Genomic DNA, 18272 nt, shown 5'->3' on the forward strand with positions numbered 1-18272 from the left:
GCATGAGCGAGACCGCAACCCTCAAGGTCGACGGCAAGGATTTCGAGTATCCGGTGATGTCCGGTACGGTCGGACCCGATGTCATCGATATCCGCAAGCTGTACGCGCAGACGGACAATTTCACCTATGATCCGGGCTTCACCTCGACGGCGTCGTGCCAGTCGAAGCTGACCTATATCGACGGTGACGCGGGCACGCTGCTGCACCGCGGCTACACAATCGGCGAGCTGGCCGAGCAGTCGAACTTCATGGAGGTCGCGTACCTCCTGCTCAACGGCGAACTGCCGAGCGAAGACGAGCTGGCGAATTTCTCGAACACGATCACGCGCCACACGATGGTGCACGAGCAGCTTGCGCAGTTCTTCCGTGGCTTCCGCCGCGATGCGCATCCGATGGCGATCCTGTGCGGCGTCGTCGGCGCACTGTCGGCGTTCTATCACGATTCGACGGACATCCACGATCCGGCGCAGCGCGTCATCGCGTCGCACCGCCTGATCGCCAAGATGCCGACGATCGCCGCGATGGCGTACAAGTACAGCGTCGGTCAGCCGTTCGTCTATCCGGACAACACGCTGAGCTACACTGGCAATTTCCTGAAGATGACGTTCGGTGTCCCTGCCGAGAAGTACGTCGTGAACCCGATCGTCGAAAAGGCGATGGACCGCATCTTCATCCTCCACGCCGATCACGAGCAGAACGCGTCGACCTCGACCGTCCGTCTCGCCGGTTCGTCGGGCGCCAACCCGTTCGCGTGCATCGCGGCCGGCATCGCCTGCCTGTGGGGCCCCGCGCATGGCGGCGCGAACGAAGCCGCGCTCAACATGCTGCATGAGATCGGCACCGTCGACCGGATCCCCGAGTATATCGCCCGCGCCAAGGACAAGAACGATCCGTTCCGCCTGATGGGCTTCGGTCACCGCGTCTACAAGAACTACGATCCCCGCGCCGCCGTGATGCAGACGACCGTCAAGGAAGTGCTCGGCGAGCTGGGTGTCACCGACCCCGTGTTCGACGTCGCGATCGAGCTCGAGCGCCTCGCGCTCAGCGATCCGTACTTCATCGAGAAGAAGCTCTTCCCGAACGTCGATTTCTACTCGGGCGTGATCCTGTCGGCGATCGGCTTCCCGACGTCGATGTTCACCGTCCTCTTCGCGCTCGCCCGCACTGTCGGCTGGGTTGCGCAGTGGAACGAGATGATCACCGATCCCGACCAGAAGATCGGCCGTCCGCGCCAGCTCTACAGCGGCCCGACTGCACGTGACTACGTCCCGATGGCGTCACGCTGATGAAGACGCTCCGGCCGATCCTGATGGTCGTCGGCGTGCTCAGCGCGCTGATGGGTCTGCTCTGGATCGGCCAGGGGCTCGGATACGTCCATTGGCCGCAGTCGAGTTTCATGCTCGATCAGCGGCCATGGGCGGATCGCGGCGCATTCCTCGCCGCATTCGGCCTCGCGCTGATATTAGTGGCGCGCCGGATCCGCCGGTAAGGTCAAGACGAACCGCGCGCCTTCGCCGGGTGCGCTCTCGACCGTGAGATCCCCCTGCATCGCCCGCGCGAGACGCCGTGCGATGTATAGGCCTAGCCCGTTGCCGCCGGCCTCCGACGGATCGACCCGCTCGAACTTCTCGAAAATCCGCACCTGATCCTCGGGCGCGACTCCCTTGCCCTTGTCCGCGACCACGACGACCGCGTGGCTCTGCGTCCGTGTCACGGTGACGATCACCTGCGACCCGCGTGGCGAGTAGCGCACCGCGTTACCGACCAGATTGACCAGAACCTGCAACACGCGACGGAAATCGCCGAGCGCCGGAACGCGCACGTCCAACGCCGGGCGCGTGATCGTGACGCCTGCGTTCGCCGCGCGCACCGACAACAGCCCAGCCGCCCGTCGCGCCACATCGGCAAGGTCGATCGGCTCGGGGACAAGCGCGAAATCAGGCCGCTCGACCGCCTGGAGATCGACGAGGTCATCGACCAGTTCGAGCAGATGCCGTCCGGCACTGGCGATATCCGCGGCGTAATCCGCGTAATCGCCCTGCACCGGGCCATCCGCCTGCGCATTGATGCTGTCTGCGTTCGCGACGATACGCGCGAGAGGAACCCGCAACGCCTTGTCGAGTCCGCTCGTAAAGGTCGGCGACAGTGTCTCGGTCGCAGCCGCAAGGGGCGGCGCGTCTTCGACCACCATGCGCGCAGCGCCAACGAACCCGGCAAAGTCGCCCGCCGCATCGTGTCGAACATTGGCCGTCAACGTCACCGCGCGTCCGGAACTCCGCAGCCGCGCTGGCTGCACCGTCATCGGGCGTCGCCGGGCGAGAGAATCGAGGATCGGCAAAGCCCCATCCGCACCGGTATCCAGCGAAAACATCGCCGTCAGCGGTTGGCCGAGCAGCGCGAAGGCGTCGAACCCGTGCTTCGGCCCTGCATCGAGCGTAACGAACGTCAGCCGCAGCGCGGAATCGGTCTCCCACCGCCAATCCGTATCGCTGCCATGGAAATCGTCCTGCGTATCGGGCGACGGTCGCGCCGGCCGCCACGCCGCGATCTCGCGCCAGCCGCTCACCGTCAGCCGTACGTTCTCACCATCCGGTTGAGCCCGCACCCAGAGATCCACATCCGTTTCGTCGTCCGCGACGACCACGCCGCGCGACACGACGATCCCCAGCCGACGCGCGAGCCGGGCGATCGTCGCGAGCTGCGGCACGGCAAGTGGCGCACCGCGCATCCCGCCCGCCCGCTGGTTGAGTGCAACCAACGCCGGATCCGCAAACGACAGCGAGCCGTCCGGTGCGACGATCGCGTGCGCAATCGGGCTTTCGATCGAAGGGTCGAACACGCTCATCGCCGATCCGTACGCGCCAGCGCGCGCAACGCCATCCGAAAATCGCGGTTCAACGCGAGTGGCGCGAGCGACGCGCGCGCATCCTCGACCCCGACCGACACGATCGCATCGAGCGCATCCGCAAACGCCTCGATATCCCGCCGCGGATCGGCCTCCGACAGCGCGAGCCCGATCCGCGCGATCGTCGGCCGATCGAGATCGATCGCGCGCAACGCCAGCCACAGCCGATCGCCCTCCGGATCGAGCGTGATCGCCCGAGCCTGATCGAACGCGATGCCGATCGCATGCGCCAGCACTGCGACGAACAACGACAGCCGCCGGTCGCCGATCGACTCGACCAGCACCGCAGGCAATTCGTTCGGTCGCGCATCGAGCGCACCGGCGAGCCGCGTCGCCACCGCATCGGGCCGCTCGCCCTCGTCATGCGCGGCGAGACTACGCTGTGCCGCATCGGTGATCGCCCGGTCGCTTTCGCGCGTGACGGACTTCAAGCCATCGCGGACAGCCGCCGCCACCCACCAGACCAGCCGGTGATGCAGCTCGGCCGGCAACTCGCTGCCGCCGACCGATCCCTGCTCGTTCGCCACCCGCCGCCGGCTTTCCGCAGCCAGCAACGCAGACGCCGCCGACGCCACCACGCTATCCGGCACGCTCGCCAGCCGTACCAGCAAGCTCGCTTCGTCGGGTTCGGCGACCTCCACCGGCAACGACGCCGCGATCAGGTCATGCCGCACGCGCGCGATCAGTTCGTCCATCAATTCTTCGTCGCGAAGCAATCCCGCCCGCGTGAGACGATCGAGAACGCCGCCCGCCCCGGCCTTCAACATCGCCTCGCCGGCCTGCGTCGCGCCGCCACCCGCCAGCAGTCGTGCGGCATGTCGGCGGATGTCCCACTCGATCGCCCCGACGATCGCGCCGAGCACCTGCGCGAGCATCAGTCGCGTCCGGTCGTCGAGCCGTGCATCCGCGTCGAGAAAGAAATCCGCGATCGTTCCGGTCAGCCGGGCGTCGGCGCGCAGGCGTGCATCCTCTGCTCGCGCAACGGGATCATAGGGCGACACGACGTCACGCACTGGGTCTGGACCGACCGACATGATGACGTGCTTAGCCTCCGGACGTTAAGGTCCGCCTAAGGCGTACGGCGAAGTCGCTCGATGACGACGGCCAGCGTCGCGGTCGCATACGCCGCGGTCAGGCCGAGCCCGAACACCGGGAACCCCAGAATGGCGAACAGCGCGACGATCAGCAGATAGGCCGCCGGACTTCCCCACCACATCTGCCGTTCGCGTTCGAGGATGGCGCGTTCGGCCAGCGCGCCGATCGCGACGAGCGCGGTACCGATCACCAATGCGGTGTTGTTCCCCGCATAGCCGCTGACGAAAAACGCGAAGACCAGGATCGATGCCGCAGCCACGCCGCCGATCGCGAGGGTCTGCCCACGGGCCATCGGCGCATCGTCGCGAAGTCCACTGAGCACCGAGCCGAGTGCCAAGGCTATGCATCCGACAAGGGACAGGACCAGGCCGATCGACGGCAGCCCGAAGCCGATCGTCACCAATCCGGCCACGCCCAGCGCAGCGCCTGCCGCCCCGACCGTCGTGCCCGCCGCACCACGATCGACCAGCAGTGGCAATGCGAGCCGCGCGATCGGTGCGAGAACGAAGCGGTCGAACCAGCCGCGCCGCCCCGACACGATCGTCATCAGCACGGCGCGCCCACGTTCTTCCAGCGTCCGCGCCTGACGCTCGATCCCGTGCCCACCGCGCACCGCATCGGTCGGCAACAGCACGTGTGTCGCGCGCGATTGTACCGCAAACCGCAACAGCGAAGACTGGAGATCGTAGTCCTGCGGCAGGCCCGCGACTTCGGCGATCCGGCTCGAACTCAGCCGGGCAACGCCAGCCCATGCCATTTGCCCGCCGACACGCTCGAACCCAGGCCCCGCGTCGCTCTCGGGGACGACGAGCAGGCAGTCGCCATCTTCGACCGCCATCGCCTTGACGATCGCATCGGTGGTGACGAGCCCGTCACCGAGCATGAGCACCGGTGCCAGCGGGTGAAGTTTCTCGCCCGCTTCCATCGCGGATCGTACCGTATCGACGCTCACGCCGCGTCGTCCGATGCGGTTGATCGCCCCGAGCAATTCTGGGGTCATGCGCGCGACGACGATGATGATCTGCGAAACGCCGGCGGCGATCAGCAACCGCGCCTGATACTCGATCAACGTCACGCCGCTGAAGGGCAAGGTCGCAGCAAGACGATCGGGGCGATCGTCGGCGTCATGAATTGCAAATAATAGGCCGGCAAGCATTGCAGGCTGTTAGGCGGTACGCGCCGTCCTGCAAAGCCCGCGTTCGGCCGAACCGCCCTGCGCCAAGGCTCGGTTCGGCGTTGAGGGCACGAAACCGCACGTCGATCGATGCTCGAATTCTCGCGCGTTCCGTCGATCAAGGGTCCCTGACCTTATGGTCGCCGGATCGTACGCCGTGCCGCCCTGCTTACCGGACGGATGAACGCGCAAGGATCGCATCATCCGTTTTGTCCCGCCGCAATTCATGATACCTCCGCAGTTCATGAACGGGGGTTCGTCAATGATCGGGTTTCGCGCGTCGGCAGGCAATGCCCATCCCATTCGCGCGGATATCGTGATGGATCCGGTGATAGAAAACATGTCTGACACCGTCACTGAAACGGGCTTTGACGAGGTTTATCAAGAGCCTGCGCCCGATCGCGGACGCCTTTACATAGGTATCGCGGTTGCCGTCGTGGTCGTCTGGCTGGCGGCGATGCTGTGGCTCGCACGCGGTTCGCTCGCGACGATCGAGCCGATTGCCTTAGTCCAGTTCATCGCCGCGCTCTGCGTCGTCCCGGCGCTGATCGGCATCGTCTGGCTGCTCGCGATGCGCACCAGCCGTAGCGAGGCGCACCGGTTCGGCATCACTGCGCAGGCGATGCGCGACGAGGCCGCCAGCCTCGAACGGACCGTCGCCGCCCTGTCGAACACGATCGACGCCAACCGCCAGCACCTCGCCGAACAATTGAACGCGTTGATGGTGATGGGCGGTGGCGCGACCGAACAACTCGCGGCGATCGGCCGCGGCATGGTCTCCGAGATTGACCAGGCCGCAGCGCACGCGCGCAACCTCGCGACCTCGACTGCCGGCGCGCAGACCAGCCTCGGCGTCCTGATCGCCACCCTCCCCCGCGCGCAGGCGGATATCGACGACGTTGCCAAGCGCCTCGAACGCACCGGCCTGTCTGCGAGCGAACACGCCGCAGCGCTCGACGCGCAGATCGTAGCGCTGGCCGAACGCGGCCGCGATGCCGACGCGATGGCCAGCGGCGCCGCACAGCGTCTCGCCGCGCACATTGTCCGCATGGAAGCGACCAGCCAGACCGCCGGCGCGCATCTCGAATCGGTCACCGACGGCATGTCCGCAGCTGTCGACGCGCTGCTCAACCGCACCGCCGACGCGGTAGACCTGTCACGCCGCGGCATTGCCGCGCAAGGTGACGCGATGCTGGCGATGGTAGGCGCGAACCAGGCCGCCCTCGACAGTGCCGCCCGCGACAGCGCCGAAGCGCTCGCCAAGCGGATCGCTAGCGTGGAGGACGCGATCGAACGCGTCGCGATCCGCCTCGACCTGCAACGCAGCGCCGGCGACCGTATCGTCGACGATCTTCACACCGGGCTCGGCGAAGTCGAGGCCCGGATCGAACTGCTCCACCGTCACGGCACCGAGCGCACGCAGGACCTCGCCGCATCGATCGGCGCGCTAGGCGGCTCCGCGGATGCCATGACCGAAGCGCTTCGGGCTGGCGACGACATGGCGCACCGGACGATCGCGACGACCGAAACACTGCTCGTCGCCCTCGACTCTGCCGCGCGCGAGATCGACGAGACGATGCCAGCCGCACTCGGCCGCCTCGATACGCAAGTGCTCGCCAGCAAGAGCATCGTTGTTTCGGCACGCCCCGAACTGCTCGCGCTCGTCACTGCCGCGGAGAGCACGCACGACGCGATCGAGGCGATCGCCGGGGTGATCGGCGAACAGCGCCATGTGCTCGACACGCTCTCGACCGACCTGCTCAACACGCTCAACACCGGCCGCGCGAAGGCCGATGCGCTCGGTCACATGGTCGATGAGGCGATCGGCCGGACGCAGCATTTCGCCGAAGACGCCGCGCCGCAGCTGATCGAGGCGCTCCACCGCGTCCGCGAGACCGCCGCGGTCGCCGCCGACAAGGCGCGCGAGACGCTGTCGAAGGTCATACCCGAAGCCGCAGCTGCACTCGAAGCTGCCAGCGCCGACGCGATGCGCCGCGCGACCAACGACACCGTGGAACGTCAGGTCAAAGCGCTTACCGACGCGACCGGTGCCGCAGTCGACGCCGCTACCGGCGCGACCGAACGCCTCGCGCGCGAAGTCCAGGCGATCGTCGACCAGACCGCGATCGTCGAAACGCGGCTCCAGGAAGCCCGCACCGAGCGCGAGGACGCCGACCAGGACACCTTCGCGCGCCGGGTCTCTCTGCTGATCGAATCGCTCAACTCGGCCTCGATCGACATCACCAAGGCGATCGCTCCCGAAATCTCCGACAGTGCATGGGGAGCGTATCTCAAGGGCGACCGCGGCGTCTTCACGCGTCGCGCCGTCCGCATCCTCGACGCCAGCGAAGTCCGCGAGATCGCTGGGCTCTACGACGAGGACGGGACGTTTCGCGAGCTGGTGAACCGCTACATCCACGACTTCGAAGCGATGCTCCGCACGATCCTGACGCAACGCGACGGCTCGCCGCTCGGGGTGACGCTGCTGTCGTCCGACATGGGCAAGCTGTACGTGGCACTGGCGCAGGCGATCGAACGCCTGCGCTGAACCGGACCGCATAGGAGTTTTCGAAATGATCCAGCGCCACCGCTGACGCGGCTTTCGCCAGCGGAGCGATCCGCCGACCGGACTCATATTTCGAGGCCCAGATGCCAAGACTGACTAACATGATCTGCGTCGTCACCGGCGCCGCGCGCGGCATCGGCCGCGCTATCGCCGAGCGCTTCCATGACGAGGGCGCGATCGTCGTCCTCACCGATATCGACGAAACCACAGGCGCCGAGACTGCCGCGTCAATCGGATGCCGGTTCGAGAGGCTGGACGTTCGAGACGAAGCCGATTGGCGACGACTGGCGGAAATCGTCCCGGTCGCCGACGTGGTCGTCAACAATGCGGGCGTGACGGGTTTCGAGCACGGCATGGTCGCGCACGATCCGGAACATGCGAGTTTGGCGGACTGGCGCGCGGTCCATGCGATCAACCTCGACGGCACGTTCCTCGGCTGCCGCTATGCGATCGGCGCGATGAAGGCGGCGGGAAGCGGCTCGATCATCAACATCTCGTCGCGCTCCGGGTTGGTCGGCGTCCCCCTCGCCGCGGCCTATGCGTCCTCGAAGGCGGCGATCCGCAATCACAGCAAGACGGTCGCGCTGTATTGCGCGCAGCAGGGGTGGAAGATCCGCTGCAACTCGGTGCATCCCGCGGCGATCCTGACGCCGATCTGGGAGCCGATGCTCGGGGATGGTGCGGACCGGGAGGCGCGGATGGCAGCGCTGGTGGCGGATACGCCGTTGAAGCGGTTCGGGATGCCGGACGAGGTGGCCGCAGTGGCGGTGATGCTCGCGTCGGACGAGGCGACTTATATTACGGGTACCGAGATCAATATCGATGGCGGCTTGCTGGCAGGTTCGGCCGCATCGCCGGGGTAACGACGACTGTGAAATCCTCCCCCGCTAGGGGGAGGTGGCACCGAAGGTGACGGAGGGGGAGGACACGGAACAGAGGTTACCACTTCCTCCCCCTCCGTCTGGCAAGAGCCAGCCACCTCCCCCTTGCGGGGGAGGATCGTGGGGTCGCCCCTCAGCGCGTAACCATGTTGCCGCGATCGAACAGGTCGACCGTCTGCGGCGTGATCCAACCGTAAGAATAATTCAGCTGGAACAGCACGAACAGCACCGTCGCCACCACGGTCACCCGCCACGCCGTCCGCCCCGAGCGAAACTCGTGCGGCGCGCTTTCGGCTTGGCCGGGGACGTGTTCGCCCCCGACCTCGCGCGTCGTCTTCACCCCGAACGGCAGGACCAGGAACACCGAGAACGACCAGAACAGGACGTAGATCGCGAGTGCCGAGGTCCAGCGCACCCGATCAGGCCTCGATCAGCAGGACGTCGACGATCGGCTGCTTGCCGGTCCAGCGCTTGGCGACCTTGCGCACCGCGAGACGGATCTGCTCGCGCATCTTCTCGCTCTCGCGCTTGCCGCCGCGCACCGTGTCCGCTGCCGCCTGGACCGCATCGGCGATGAACGCCGCACGGTCTTCCTCGACCGGCACGCCCTGCACGCGAACCTGCGGCTGGCCGACCATCCGGCCGTCCTTGCCAAGCGCGACGCCGACCGAAATCTGGCCGTTGATCGCCAGCTTGCGCCGCTCGCTCAGCGTCGCGCCGTCCGCCGGCAGGATCACGTCGCCGTCCAGCACCAGACGCCCGACCGTCGCGTTGCCGATCTTCGCCGGGCCCTTGGGCGCCAGACGGATGATGTCGCCGTTGCTCTGCACGATCGCGCGCGGAATGCCCTGCTCGAGCCCAAAGCGCGCATGCTCCATCATATGGCGCATCTCGCCATGCGTCGGCACAAGCACCTCCGGCCGCAGCCAGTAGTACATCTGCGCGAGTTCGGGCTGACCCGGATGACCCGAGACATGGACGTGCGCCTGACGCTCGGTGATCATGCGGATGCCCTTGGCCGCCAGCGTGTTCTGGATACGACCGATCTGGACCTCGTTGCCCGGGATCTGCTTCGACGAAAAGATCACCGTGTCGTCGGCCTCAAGCGTGATCGTGTGCTGGCCATTGGCGACACGCGCCAGCGCCGCGCGCTCTTCACCCTGGCCACCGGTGGCGATGATCAGCACCTTGTTCTTGGGCAGGCGCATAGCCTCGTCGGGGCTGATCGTGTCGGGGAAATCCTTCAGATAGCCCGTCGCACGCGCGACCTTGATGATCCGGTCGAGCGAACGTCCGGTCACGCACAGCTTGCGGCCGGTTTCCTTCGCGACTTCGCCGAACGTGTGCAACCGCGCGGCGTTTGACGCGAAGCTGGTGATCATCACGCGGCCCTTGGCCTTGCTGACCTCCTCGAACAGTCCCTCGCGGACCGTGCTCTCGCTGCCCGACGCGGCGGTGTTGAAGATATTGGTCGAATCGCAGACCAGCACGTCGACACCCTTGTCGCCGATCGCCATGAAGCCCTCGGGCGTGGTCGGGTTGCCGATCACCGGATTCTTGTCGAGCTTCCAGTCGCCGGTGTGAAACACGCGACCATAAGGCGTGTCGATCAGCAGCGCGTTCGCCTCGGGGATCGAATGCGACATCTCGACGAAGGTGAAGCCGAACGGCCCGAGCTGGAAATTGCCACCCATCGGGATCATCTTGAGCTTGACGCGGTTGGCGATGCCCTCTTCCTCGAGCTTGCCGCGGATCAGGCCCATCGTGAATGGCGTCGCATAGATCGGCACACCGAGGTCTTCGGCGAGGTACGGCAGCGAGCCGATGTGATCTTCATGGCCGTGCGTGATGACGATGCCGAGCAGGTCGTCGATCCGGTCCTCGATGAAGGACAGGTCAGGCAGGATCACGTCGACGCCGGGATATTGCGGATCGGCGAAGGTGATGCCGAGATCGACCATCACCCACTTGCCCTGGCAGCCGTACAGGTTGACGTTCATGCCGATTTCGCCGGAGCCGCCAAGGCCACAGAAAAGGAGTTCGTTCTTCGGAGTCATTGATTACTTTCAGGATTATACAGGAATATGGCCCGCAGGCCGGTCGGCGCGAGCCCAATGGCCCTAGATATGGTGACGATCCCACATCATCGCCAGCCCCTGGATCGTCAGGTCGGCTTCGATGACGTCGAACACGTTGGTCTGTTTCTCGAATAATGTGGCGAGCCCGCCGGTGGCGACGACCTTCACGGGACGGCCGATCTCGCGCTTCATCCGCGCGACCAGCCCCTCGATCATCGCGACATAGCCCCAATAGATGCCGATGTGCATCTGCGAGACGGTGTTGAGCCCGATCACGCTGGTATCGGTCGGCGCCTCGATCGCGATCCGCGGAAGTTTTGCCGCGGCGGTGACAAGCGCGTCGAGCGACAGGTTGATCCCCGGTGCGATGATCCCGCCCTTGTACGCGCCGCTATAGTCGACGACGTCGAACGTGGTTGCGGTGCCGAAGTCGATCACGATCAGATCACCAGAATGCAGCGCATGCGCGGCGATCGTGTTGACCGCACGGTCCGCGCCGAGCGAAGCCGGCTCGTCGACGTCGATCGCGATGCCCCATTCGATCGGCGCATGACCGGCGATCAGCGCGTCGGTGTTGAAGTATTTCGACGCGAGCACCTGAAGGTTGTGGAGCGCGCGCGGCACGACAGTGGCGACGATCACGCCCTCGACCGCAGTGCGATCATGCCCGCCGAGCTGCATCAATTGGCTCAGCCACACCGCATACTCGTCCGCCGTGCGCCGCGGATCGGTCGCGATCCGCCAGCGTGCGACGATCTCACCGCTCTCGACGAGCGCGAACACGACATTGGTATTGCCGGCATCGATCGCGAGCAGCATCAGCGGGGCCTCAAAGCAGGAAGACGTCGGCAGCGTGAATGACACGCCGCTCGCCAGACGCCAAGCGGAGGATCAGCGCGCCGTCGGTGTCGAGCCCGACGAACAGGCCCTCGATCCCGCTGCCGTCGGGGAGGCGAGCGGTCAGCGCGGTCCCGGCAGGGTGCGCGCAATCGACCCAGCGCTCGCGAACGGGCGCAATGCCTTCGGTGCGCCAACGGCCGATCCAACGCGCGAAACTGTCGGCGAGGATGTCGAGGAACATTGCCGGCTCGACGATCACTCCGTGTGCGGCAAGATCGGTCGTCGCACGGTCGGGCAGATCGGGATGATGCGCGATGTTGACGCCGTAGCCGACGATCACCGCGTCATCCGCGCGTTCGAGCAGGATGCCCGACAGCTTGGCATCCGCGAGCAACAGATCGTTCGGCCATTTCAGGACCAGCGTTTCGCTCGCGTCCGTCGTACCCTGGCAGATCCCCGCGACGAGAAACGTCGACACGGTTTCCTGCAACGCGACCGCGGCGACCAGCGCGAGGCTCGCCGCGGGCGGATCCGTTGGTCGCAGCCGGACCAACGTGCTCGCGTACAGGTTACCCTCGGGCGACGACCATTCGCGCCCGAGCCGCCCCCGCCCCGCCGTCTGCCGGATCGCGCGCAACCAGAGACCGTCCTCGGCCCCACCGCGTGCAAGCTCCAGCAGGTCGGCGTTGGTCGATCCTGTCTCCGCGACGGTGCGGATGATGCTCAGAACAACGCCCGTGCGGCCGCCATCGTCCACGCACCGAGCACGGGGATGAGGAGATAGCCGGCTGGCGACACGAAAACGGCGGCGATGGCGATCAGGCCACCCTCGACCTTGCTCTCCATCGGCGCGAACGCCGGTGCCGGGTCATCGAAGTACATCGTCTTGACGACGCGCAGATAATAATACGCGCCGATCACCGAGGCCGCGATTCCGACCACCGCCAGCGGGAACAGACCGGCGTCGACCGCCGCACTGAACACCGCGAACTTCGCGTAGAAGCCGAACAGCGGCGGGATGCCGGCGAGGCTGAACATGAAGATCGCAAGCGCCGCCGCCAAGGCAGGCCGCGTCCGCGACATGCCGGCGAGGCTGTCGATCGTCTCGACCGGCTGCCCGTCGTCACCGCGCATCTGCAACACGACCAGGAACGAGCCCAATGTCATCGCGACGTAAATCGTGAGGTACATCAGCACGCCCGACACGCCTTCCGGCGTCCCGGCCGCAAGACCGATCAGCGCGAAGCCGACATTGTTGATCGACGAATAGGCGAGCAGGCGCTTGATGTTGGTCTGGCCGATCGCCGCAACCGCACCGAGGATGATCGAGGCGAGCGCCGCGAAGATCATGATCTGGCGCCACTGGTCGGTTGCCGGCCCCATCGCATCGACCGCTACGCGGACGCTGAGCGCAAGCGCCGCGACCTTGGGGGCGGAGGCGAAGAACGCGGTGACCGGGGTCGGTGCGCCCTCGTACACGTCGGGCGTCCACATGTGGAACGGCACGGCGCTGATCTTGAACGCGAGCCCTGCGAACACGAACACCAGACCGAACAACAGCCCGAGCGACTTCGTGCCCGCATAGGCTTCCGAGATACCTGAGAACAACGTCGTACCGCTGAACCCGTAGACCAACGAGATGCCGTATAGCAGGATGCCGCTGGCGAGCGCGCCGAGCACGAAATACTTCAAGCCTGCTTCCGCCGAACGCCCGTCGCGGCGCATGAAACTGGCGAGGACGTAGGCCGCAAGGCTCTGGAGTTCGAGGCCCACATACAGCGTCAGCATGTCGGTGGCCGAGACCATGATCCCCATGCCGCACGCCGACAGCAGGATCAGCACCGGATATTCCGGACGCAGATCGTCGCCGTGCGTGCGCGCGAAAAAGCTCGGCGCCATCACGATCGCGACCGCCGAAGCGATATAGATCAGCACCTTGGCGAACGCGCCGAACGCGTCTGCGCGGTACAGGCCGTCGAACGCATAGCCACCCGACGAGGCCGGACCGACCAATGCGATCCCTGCCCCGACGAGCACGAACACGGCGGCGATCGAGACGGCGCGCGTGGACTTGTCCCCGCCCCAAGCCGAAACGAGCATCAGGGCGATCGCACCCAATGCCAGCACCAGTTCGGGCAGCGTCATTGCGATGTTAGCGGCGTAATCCATCAGTGTGCCTCCCCGTGCGCGGCACTATGGACGGTTGCGGCGGGCTTCCCCGCAGTTGGGTTGGAATCGTTGGCAGGCTTGGCGCGGTCGACACGGGCGAGAAGTACGCCCACGTCCTTGCGCATCGGTGCCAGGAAGCTCTCGGGATACACGCCCATCCACAGCACGACGGCGGCGATCGGTGCGAGCAGCCACATCTCGCGGCCCGACAGGTCGACCATCGCGCGAACGTCGTCCGACTTGATCTCGCCGAACACGACGCGGCGGTACAGGAACAGCATGTACGCAGCGCCGAGGATGATGCTCGTCGTGCAGAGCAGCGCGGTCCAGGTCGAGACCTGATAGGTGCCCATCAGCGACAGGAACTCGGCGACGAAGCCGCTGGTGCCCGGCAGACCGATCGAGGCCATCGTGAAGAACAGGAAGAAGATCGCGTACTTCGGCATGTTGATCGCGAGGCCGCCATAGCGCGAGATCTCGCGGGTATGGAGCTGGTCGTAGATCACGCCGACGCACAGGAACAACGCACCCGATACCAGGCCGTGGCTCAACATCATGATCATCGCGCCTTCGATGCCCTGCCGGTTGAACGCAAACAGACCGATCGTGACGATCGCCATATGTGCGACCGACGAATAGGCGATCAGCTTCTTCATGTCCGACTGCACGAGCGCGACGAGGCTTGTGTAGATCACCGCGACCGCCGACAGGCCGAAGATAAGCCAGGTGAGCTGGCCGGACGCTTCGGGGAACATCGGCAGCAGGAAGCGCAGGAAGCCGTATCCGCCGAGCTTCAGCAGCACGCCCGCCAGAATCACCGAGCCTGCGGTCGGCGCCTGGACGTGCGCGTCGGGCAACCAGGTGTGGACCGGCCACATCGGCATCTTGACCGCGAACGATGCGAAGAACGCCAGCCACAGCCACGTCTGCACGTGCGCCGGGAAGTCGTAGTTCATCAGCGCCGGGATGCTGGTCGTGCCCGCGGTCTTCGCCATGTACAACATCGCGATGAACATCAGGACCGAGCCGAGCAGCGTGTACAGGAAGAACTTGTACGACGCGTAAATCCGGTTCGCACCGCCCCAGATACCGATGATCAGATACATCGGGATCAGGCCGGCTTCGAAGAACACGTAGAACAGGAACAGGTCCTGCGCCGCGAACGTGCCGATCATCAGCACTTCGGTGAACAGGAACGCCGCCATGTATTCGGGCACGCGCGTCGTGATCGAGCGCCAGCTGGCACCGATGCAGATCGGCATCAGGAACACGCTGAGCATGATCAGCATCAGCGCGAAGCCGTCGATGCCGAGCGACCAGCCGAACGGGCCGAAGATGCCGGGAGCATGCTCGACGAACTGCCACTGCGCGCCGCCGATATCGTAGTTCATCCACAGCATGATGCCGAGGACGAAGTCGATTAGCGTTGCCGCCAGCGCCAGCGTACGTGCCGTGTTCGCCGAGACGAACAGGCACGCGATAGCCGCGATCATTGGGACCGCGATCAGGACGGAGAGGATAGGAAAGCCGGTCATTACAGTCCGATCGCCCAGGTTACGGCTGCGGTCAGCCCGATCAGCATGACGAAGGCATAGGTGTAGAGGTATCCCGTCTGAAAGCGGTTGGCGACGCGGCTGCCGATCTGGACGACCCAGGTCGCGCCGTCTGGCCCGAACCGGTTGATCGTCTTCTCGTCGCCGCGGTGCCACAGAAAGCGGCCGATCGCGAACGCCGGGCGGACGAAGATCAGGTCGTACAGCTCGTCGAAATACCACTTATGCAGCAGGAAGTCGTAGAGCACGCCGAACTGTTCGACGACCTTGGCCGGGAACGTGGGCGCCTTGATATAGGCATACCAGGCGCTCAGCAGGCCGAGCAGCATCGCGATCGTCGCCGACAGTTTGATCAGCAACGGCACGCCGTGCATCTCGTGCATCAGATGTTCACGGAACGCGAGCGCGCCCTTCCAGAACTCTTCGCCTGCGGTCGGCTCGATGAAGAAGCCGTGGAACACGAAGCCGGCAAGCACCGCGCCGATCGACAGCACGATCAGCGGGATCAGCATCGGCAACGGGCTCTCATGCGGGTGATACCCACCATCGCCTTCGGCCGGTGCATGCGCCGCGTCGTGATGACCATGCGGTGCGTGCCCTGCGTCCTCGGCCTGCGCCGGGTTCGCGTGGTGGTCGTCCGCGTGATGCGCGTCATGAGCGTGGTCATCGTGACCGTGCGCGTCGTGGAGCGCATGCTGGATGTGCTCCGATGCGGCCCAGCGCGGCTTGCCCCAGAAGGTCAGGAACATCACGCGCCAAGAATAGAAGCTGGTCAGCAACGCGACGAGCACGCCGACGAACCACACGCCCGGTTGACCCGCAACCCAGCTCGCTTCGATGATCGCGTCCTTCGAGTGGAAGCCTGCAAAACCGATCGCGGTGTTGCCGAAGATGCCGGGGATGCCGACGCCGGTGATGGCGAGCGTACCCGCCATCATCGCCCAGAACGTCACCGGGATCTTCTTACGCAGGCCGCCATAATAGCGCATATCCTGCTCGTGGTGCATCGCATGGATGACCGAGCCGGCGCCGAGGAACAACAGCGCCTTGAAGAACGCGTGCGTGAAGAGGTGGAACATCGCCGCGCCGTACGCGCCGACACCGGCCGCGAAGAACATGTAGCCGAGCTGCGAGCAGGTCGAATACGCGATCACGCGCTTGATGTCGGTCTGGACGAGGCCACAGGTCGCCGCGAACAGACAGGTCGCGGCGCCGACCGAGGTGACCACGGTCAGCGCGACCGGGCTCATCTCAAACATCGGCGACAGGCGGCAGACCATGAAGACGCCGGCCGTAACCATCGTCGCCGCGTGAATCAGCGCCGACACCGGGGTCGGGCCTTCCATAGCGTCCGGCAACCAGGTGTGCAGCCCGAGCTGCGCCGACTTGCCCATCGCACCGACGAACAGGAGTAAGCAGAGCACCGTCATCGTGTCGAAGCGGTAGCCGAGGAAGCCGAGCGTCGAGCCCGCCATACCGGGGGCCGCAGCGAGGATCTCGGGGATCGAGACCGTGCCGAACACCAGGAACGTGCCGAAGATCCCGAGCATGAAGCCAAGATCGCCGACGCGGTTGACGACGAACGCCTTGATCGCGGCTGCGCTGGCGGACGGCTTGCGGAACCAGAAGCCGATCAGGAGGTAGGATGCTAGACCCACGCCTTCCCAGCCGAAGAACATCTGGACGAGGTTGTTCGCGGTCACGAGCATCAGCATCGCGAAGGTAAACAGCGACAGATACGCGAAGAAGCGCGGCTGGTCGGGATCCTCGTCCATATAGCCCCAGCTATACAGGTGCACGAGCGCCGAGACCGACGTGACGACCACGAGCATCACCGCGGTCAGCGCATCGACGCGCAGCGACCACGCGACGTTCATGTCGCCCGAGTGGATGAAGTCGAGCAGCGGCGCGACGGTGGCCGTGCTGGTGCCCGACAGGAAACCGATGAAGATCGGCCAGGACAACAGGCACGACGCGAACAGCGCAGCCGTGGTGACGAGTTTCGCCGGCAAGTTGCCGATCGCGCGATTGCCGAACCCGGCAACGATCGCGGCCAGTAACGGCAGGAAGACGATAAGCTGGATCAACCGTATTACCCCTTCATCCGGTTGACGTCGTCGACCGCGATGGTGCCGCGACCGCGGAAATAGATCACGAGAATGGCGAGGCCGATCGCGGCTTCACCCGCGGCGACCGTCAGCACGAACATCGCGAACACCTGTCCGACGAGATCGTGGAGGAACGCCGAGAACGCGACGAGATTGATGTTCACTGCCAACAGGATCAGCTCGATCGCCATCAGGATGACGATGAGGTTCTTGCGGTTCAGGAAGATGCCGAGCACCCCCATCGTGAACAGGATCGCCGCGACGACCAGATAATGGACGAGACCGATCGTCACAGTTCGACTCCCTGCCCGACGACCGGGCTCGTGTTGCGCGTGGCATCCTGCGGACGACGCGCGTTCTGACGGCTGATGTTCTGCGCCTTGACGCCGCCACGCTGGCGGTGGGTCAGCACGATCGCCCCGATCATCGCGACCAGCAGCACCAGACCGGCACCCTCAAACACGAACAGATAGCGCGTGTAGAGCAGGTTACCGATCGCCTGGATGTTGGGCACGGTGTCATCGATCGGTGCGGCACGACGTGCGAGCTGGATCGGACCCGTGCTCCACGCGCCGATGGCGATCATCACTTCGGCGGCGAGCGCGACGGCCAATGCGAGACCGATCCCGAAATACCGGGCGACGCCCGCGCGAAGCTCGGTGAAGTCGATGTCGAGCATCATCACCACGAACAGGAACAGCACCGCGACCGCGCCGACATAGACGATGACGAGCAGCATCGCGATGAACTCGGCGCCGACCAGGATCATGAGACCCGCCGCGTTGAAGAACGCGAGGATCAGCCACATCACCGAATGGACCGGGTTGCGCGACGCGATCGTCAGCGCGCCCGACAGGACGACGACGAAGGCGAAGAGGTAGAAGGCTAAGGCCTGAATCACGA

General features: G+C 65.5%; 16 protein-coding genes. 4 read left to right on the plus strand and 12 right to left on the minus strand.

The window, feature by feature from the left end:
• Window positions 1-2: 2 nt before the first annotated feature.
• Together ASE69_RS02180 and ASE69_RS02185 are read left to right on the plus strand one after the other, a co-directional pair.
• Window positions 3-1286 (plus strand): citrate synthase, encoded by a 1284-nt coding sequence (locus tag ASE69_RS02180; protein WP_056048581.1) that lies wholly within the window; start codon window positions 3-5, stop codon window positions 1284-1286.
• Window positions 1286-1489: a hypothetical protein gene (locus ASE69_RS02185; protein ID WP_056482223.1), complete on the plus strand. Its 204-nt coding sequence runs from the start codon at window positions 1286-1288 to the stop codon at window positions 1487-1489. Before ASE69_RS02180 ends, ASE69_RS02185 begins: the two co-directional genes overlap by 1 nt.
• On the opposite strand, the gene ASE69_RS02190 is transcribed toward ASE69_RS02185, so the two are convergent.
• From ASE69_RS02190 to ASE69_RS02200, 3 genes are read right to left on the minus strand one after another with little or no spacing between them, the layout of a single operon-like run.
• Entirely contained in the window at window positions 1463-2845 is a 1383-nt protein-coding gene (locus ASE69_RS02190) for a sensor histidine kinase (RefSeq protein WP_056482226.1), read from the minus strand. The genes ASE69_RS02185 and ASE69_RS02190 overlap by 27 nt on opposite strands.
• On the minus strand, window positions 2842-3939 hold the full coding sequence (locus ASE69_RS02195; protein WP_056482229.1) for a DUF2336 domain-containing protein: 1098 nt from the start codon (window positions 3937-3939) through the stop codon (window positions 2842-2844). The genes ASE69_RS02190 and ASE69_RS02195 overlap by 4 nt, the downstream gene beginning before the upstream one ends.
• A 35-nt stretch (window positions 3940-3974) precedes the next feature.
• Window positions 3975-5156 carry a hypothetical protein gene (locus ASE69_RS02200; protein ID WP_056482232.1) on the minus strand — a complete coding sequence of 394 codons (1182 nt, stop codon included), beginning with the start codon at window positions 5154-5156 and terminating at the stop codon, window positions 3975-3977.
• 280 nt (window positions 5157-5436) lie between these two features.
• On the opposite strand from ASE69_RS02200, the gene ASE69_RS02205 reads away from it, so the two are divergent.
• Both ASE69_RS02205 and ASE69_RS02210 read left to right on the plus strand, forming a co-directional pair.
• Entirely contained in the window at window positions 5437-7722 is a 2286-nt protein-coding gene (locus ASE69_RS02205) for a hypothetical protein (protein ID WP_235517923.1), read from the plus strand.
• Between the two features lie 101 nt (window positions 7723-7823).
• On the plus strand, window positions 7824-8603 hold the full coding sequence (locus ASE69_RS02210; RefSeq protein ID WP_056482237.1) for an SDR family oxidoreductase: 780 nt from the start codon (window positions 7824-7826) through the stop codon (window positions 8601-8603).
• 151 nt (window positions 8604-8754) lie between these two features.
• Here ASE69_RS02210 and ASE69_RS02215 read toward each other — a convergent pair whose 3' ends face one another.
• The 9 genes from ASE69_RS02215 to ASE69_RS02255 form a co-directional block, all read right to left on the minus strand.
• A complete protein-coding gene (locus ASE69_RS02215; protein ID WP_056048558.1) occupies window positions 8755-9036 on the minus strand; it encodes a DUF1467 family protein in 282 nt (93 codons plus the stop codon).
• Between the two features lie 4 nt (window positions 9037-9040).
• A complete protein-coding gene (locus ASE69_RS02220) occupies window positions 9041-10678 on the minus strand; it encodes a ribonuclease J (protein ID WP_056482240.1) in 1638 nt (545 codons plus the stop codon).
• Between the two features lie 63 nt (window positions 10679-10741).
• Window positions 10742-11518, minus strand: a complete 777-nt coding sequence (locus tag ASE69_RS02225; protein WP_056482243.1) for a type III pantothenate kinase — start codon at window positions 11516-11518, stop codon at window positions 10742-10744.
• Between the two features lie 10 nt (window positions 11519-11528).
• On the minus strand, window positions 11529-12260 hold the full coding sequence (locus tag ASE69_RS02230) for a biotin--[acetyl-CoA-carboxylase] ligase (RefSeq protein ID WP_056483019.1): 732 nt from the start codon (window positions 12258-12260) through the stop codon (window positions 11529-11531).
• A gap of 2 nt (window positions 12261-12262) precedes the next feature.
• Window positions 12263-13708, minus strand: a complete 1446-nt coding sequence (gene nuoN, locus ASE69_RS02235; RefSeq protein WP_056482246.1) for an NADH-quinone oxidoreductase subunit NuoN — start codon at window positions 13706-13708, stop codon at window positions 12263-12265.
• A complete protein-coding gene (locus tag ASE69_RS02240; protein ID WP_056482249.1) occupies window positions 13708-15243 on the minus strand; it encodes an NADH-quinone oxidoreductase subunit M in 1536 nt (511 codons plus the stop codon). Before ASE69_RS02240 ends, nuoN begins: the two co-directional genes overlap by 1 nt.
• Complete coding sequence (gene nuoL / locus ASE69_RS02245; protein WP_056482252.1) at window positions 15243-17348, minus strand: NADH-quinone oxidoreductase subunit L; 2106 nt, start codon at window positions 17346-17348, stop codon at window positions 15243-15245. The genes ASE69_RS02240 and nuoL overlap by 1 nt, the downstream gene beginning before the upstream one ends.
• A gap of 5 nt (window positions 17349-17353) precedes the next feature.
• Window positions 17354-17662: an NADH-quinone oxidoreductase subunit NuoK gene (nuoK, locus tag ASE69_RS02250; protein ID WP_082441002.1), complete on the minus strand. Its 309-nt coding sequence runs from the start codon at window positions 17660-17662 to the stop codon at window positions 17354-17356.
• Complete coding sequence (locus ASE69_RS02255; RefSeq protein WP_056048540.1) at window positions 17659-18270, minus strand: NADH-quinone oxidoreductase subunit J; 612 nt, start codon at window positions 18268-18270, stop codon at window positions 17659-17661. Before ASE69_RS02255 ends, nuoK begins: the two co-directional genes overlap by 4 nt.
• Window positions 18271-18272: the final 2 nt, after the last annotated feature.

The organism is Sphingomonas sp. Leaf208 (genome assembly GCF_001421415.1).
Taxonomy (GTDB): Bacteria; Pseudomonadota; Alphaproteobacteria; order Sphingomonadales; family Sphingomonadaceae; genus Sphingomonas.

Bases quoted from the DNA above. Each gene is read 5' to 3' on its own strand.
- ASE69_RS02180 (WP_056048581.1), top strand. From the start codon at position 3: ATGAGCGAGACCGCAACCCTCAAGGTCGACGGCAAGGATTTCGAGTAT.
- ASE69_RS02185 (WP_056482223.1), top strand. From the start codon at position 1,286: ATGAAGACGCTCCGGCCGATCCTGATGGTCGTCGGCGTGCTCAGCGCG.
- ASE69_RS02190 (WP_056482226.1), bottom strand. From the start codon at position 2,845: ATGAGCGTGTTCGACCCTTCGATCGAAAGCCCGATTGCGCACGCGATC.
- ASE69_RS02195 (WP_056482229.1), bottom strand. From the start codon at position 3,939: ATGTCGGTCGGTCCAGACCCAGTGCGTGACGTCGTGTCGCCCTATGAT.
- ASE69_RS02200 (WP_056482232.1), bottom strand. From the start codon at position 5,156: ATGCTTGCCGGCCTATTATTTGCAATTCATGACGCCGACGATCGCCCC.
- ASE69_RS02205 (WP_235517923.1), top strand. From the start codon at position 5,437: ATGATCGGGTTTCGCGCGTCGGCAGGCAATGCCCATCCCATTCGCGCG.
- ASE69_RS02210 (WP_056482237.1), top strand. From the start codon at position 7,824: ATGCCAAGACTGACTAACATGATCTGCGTCGTCACCGGCGCCGCGCGC.
- ASE69_RS02220 (WP_056482240.1), bottom strand. From the start codon at position 10,678: ATGACTCCGAAGAACGAACTCCTTTTCTGTGGCCTTGGCGGCTCCGGC.
- ASE69_RS02225 (WP_056482243.1), bottom strand. From the start codon at position 11,518: ATGCTGCTCGCGATCGATGCCGGCAATACCAATGTCGTGTTCGCGCTC.
- nuoN (WP_056482246.1), bottom strand. From the start codon at position 13,708: ATGGATTACGCCGCTAACATCGCAATGACGCTGCCCGAACTGGTGCTG.
- ASE69_RS02240 (WP_056482249.1), bottom strand. From the start codon at position 15,243: ATGACCGGCTTTCCTATCCTCTCCGTCCTGATCGCGGTCCCAATGATC.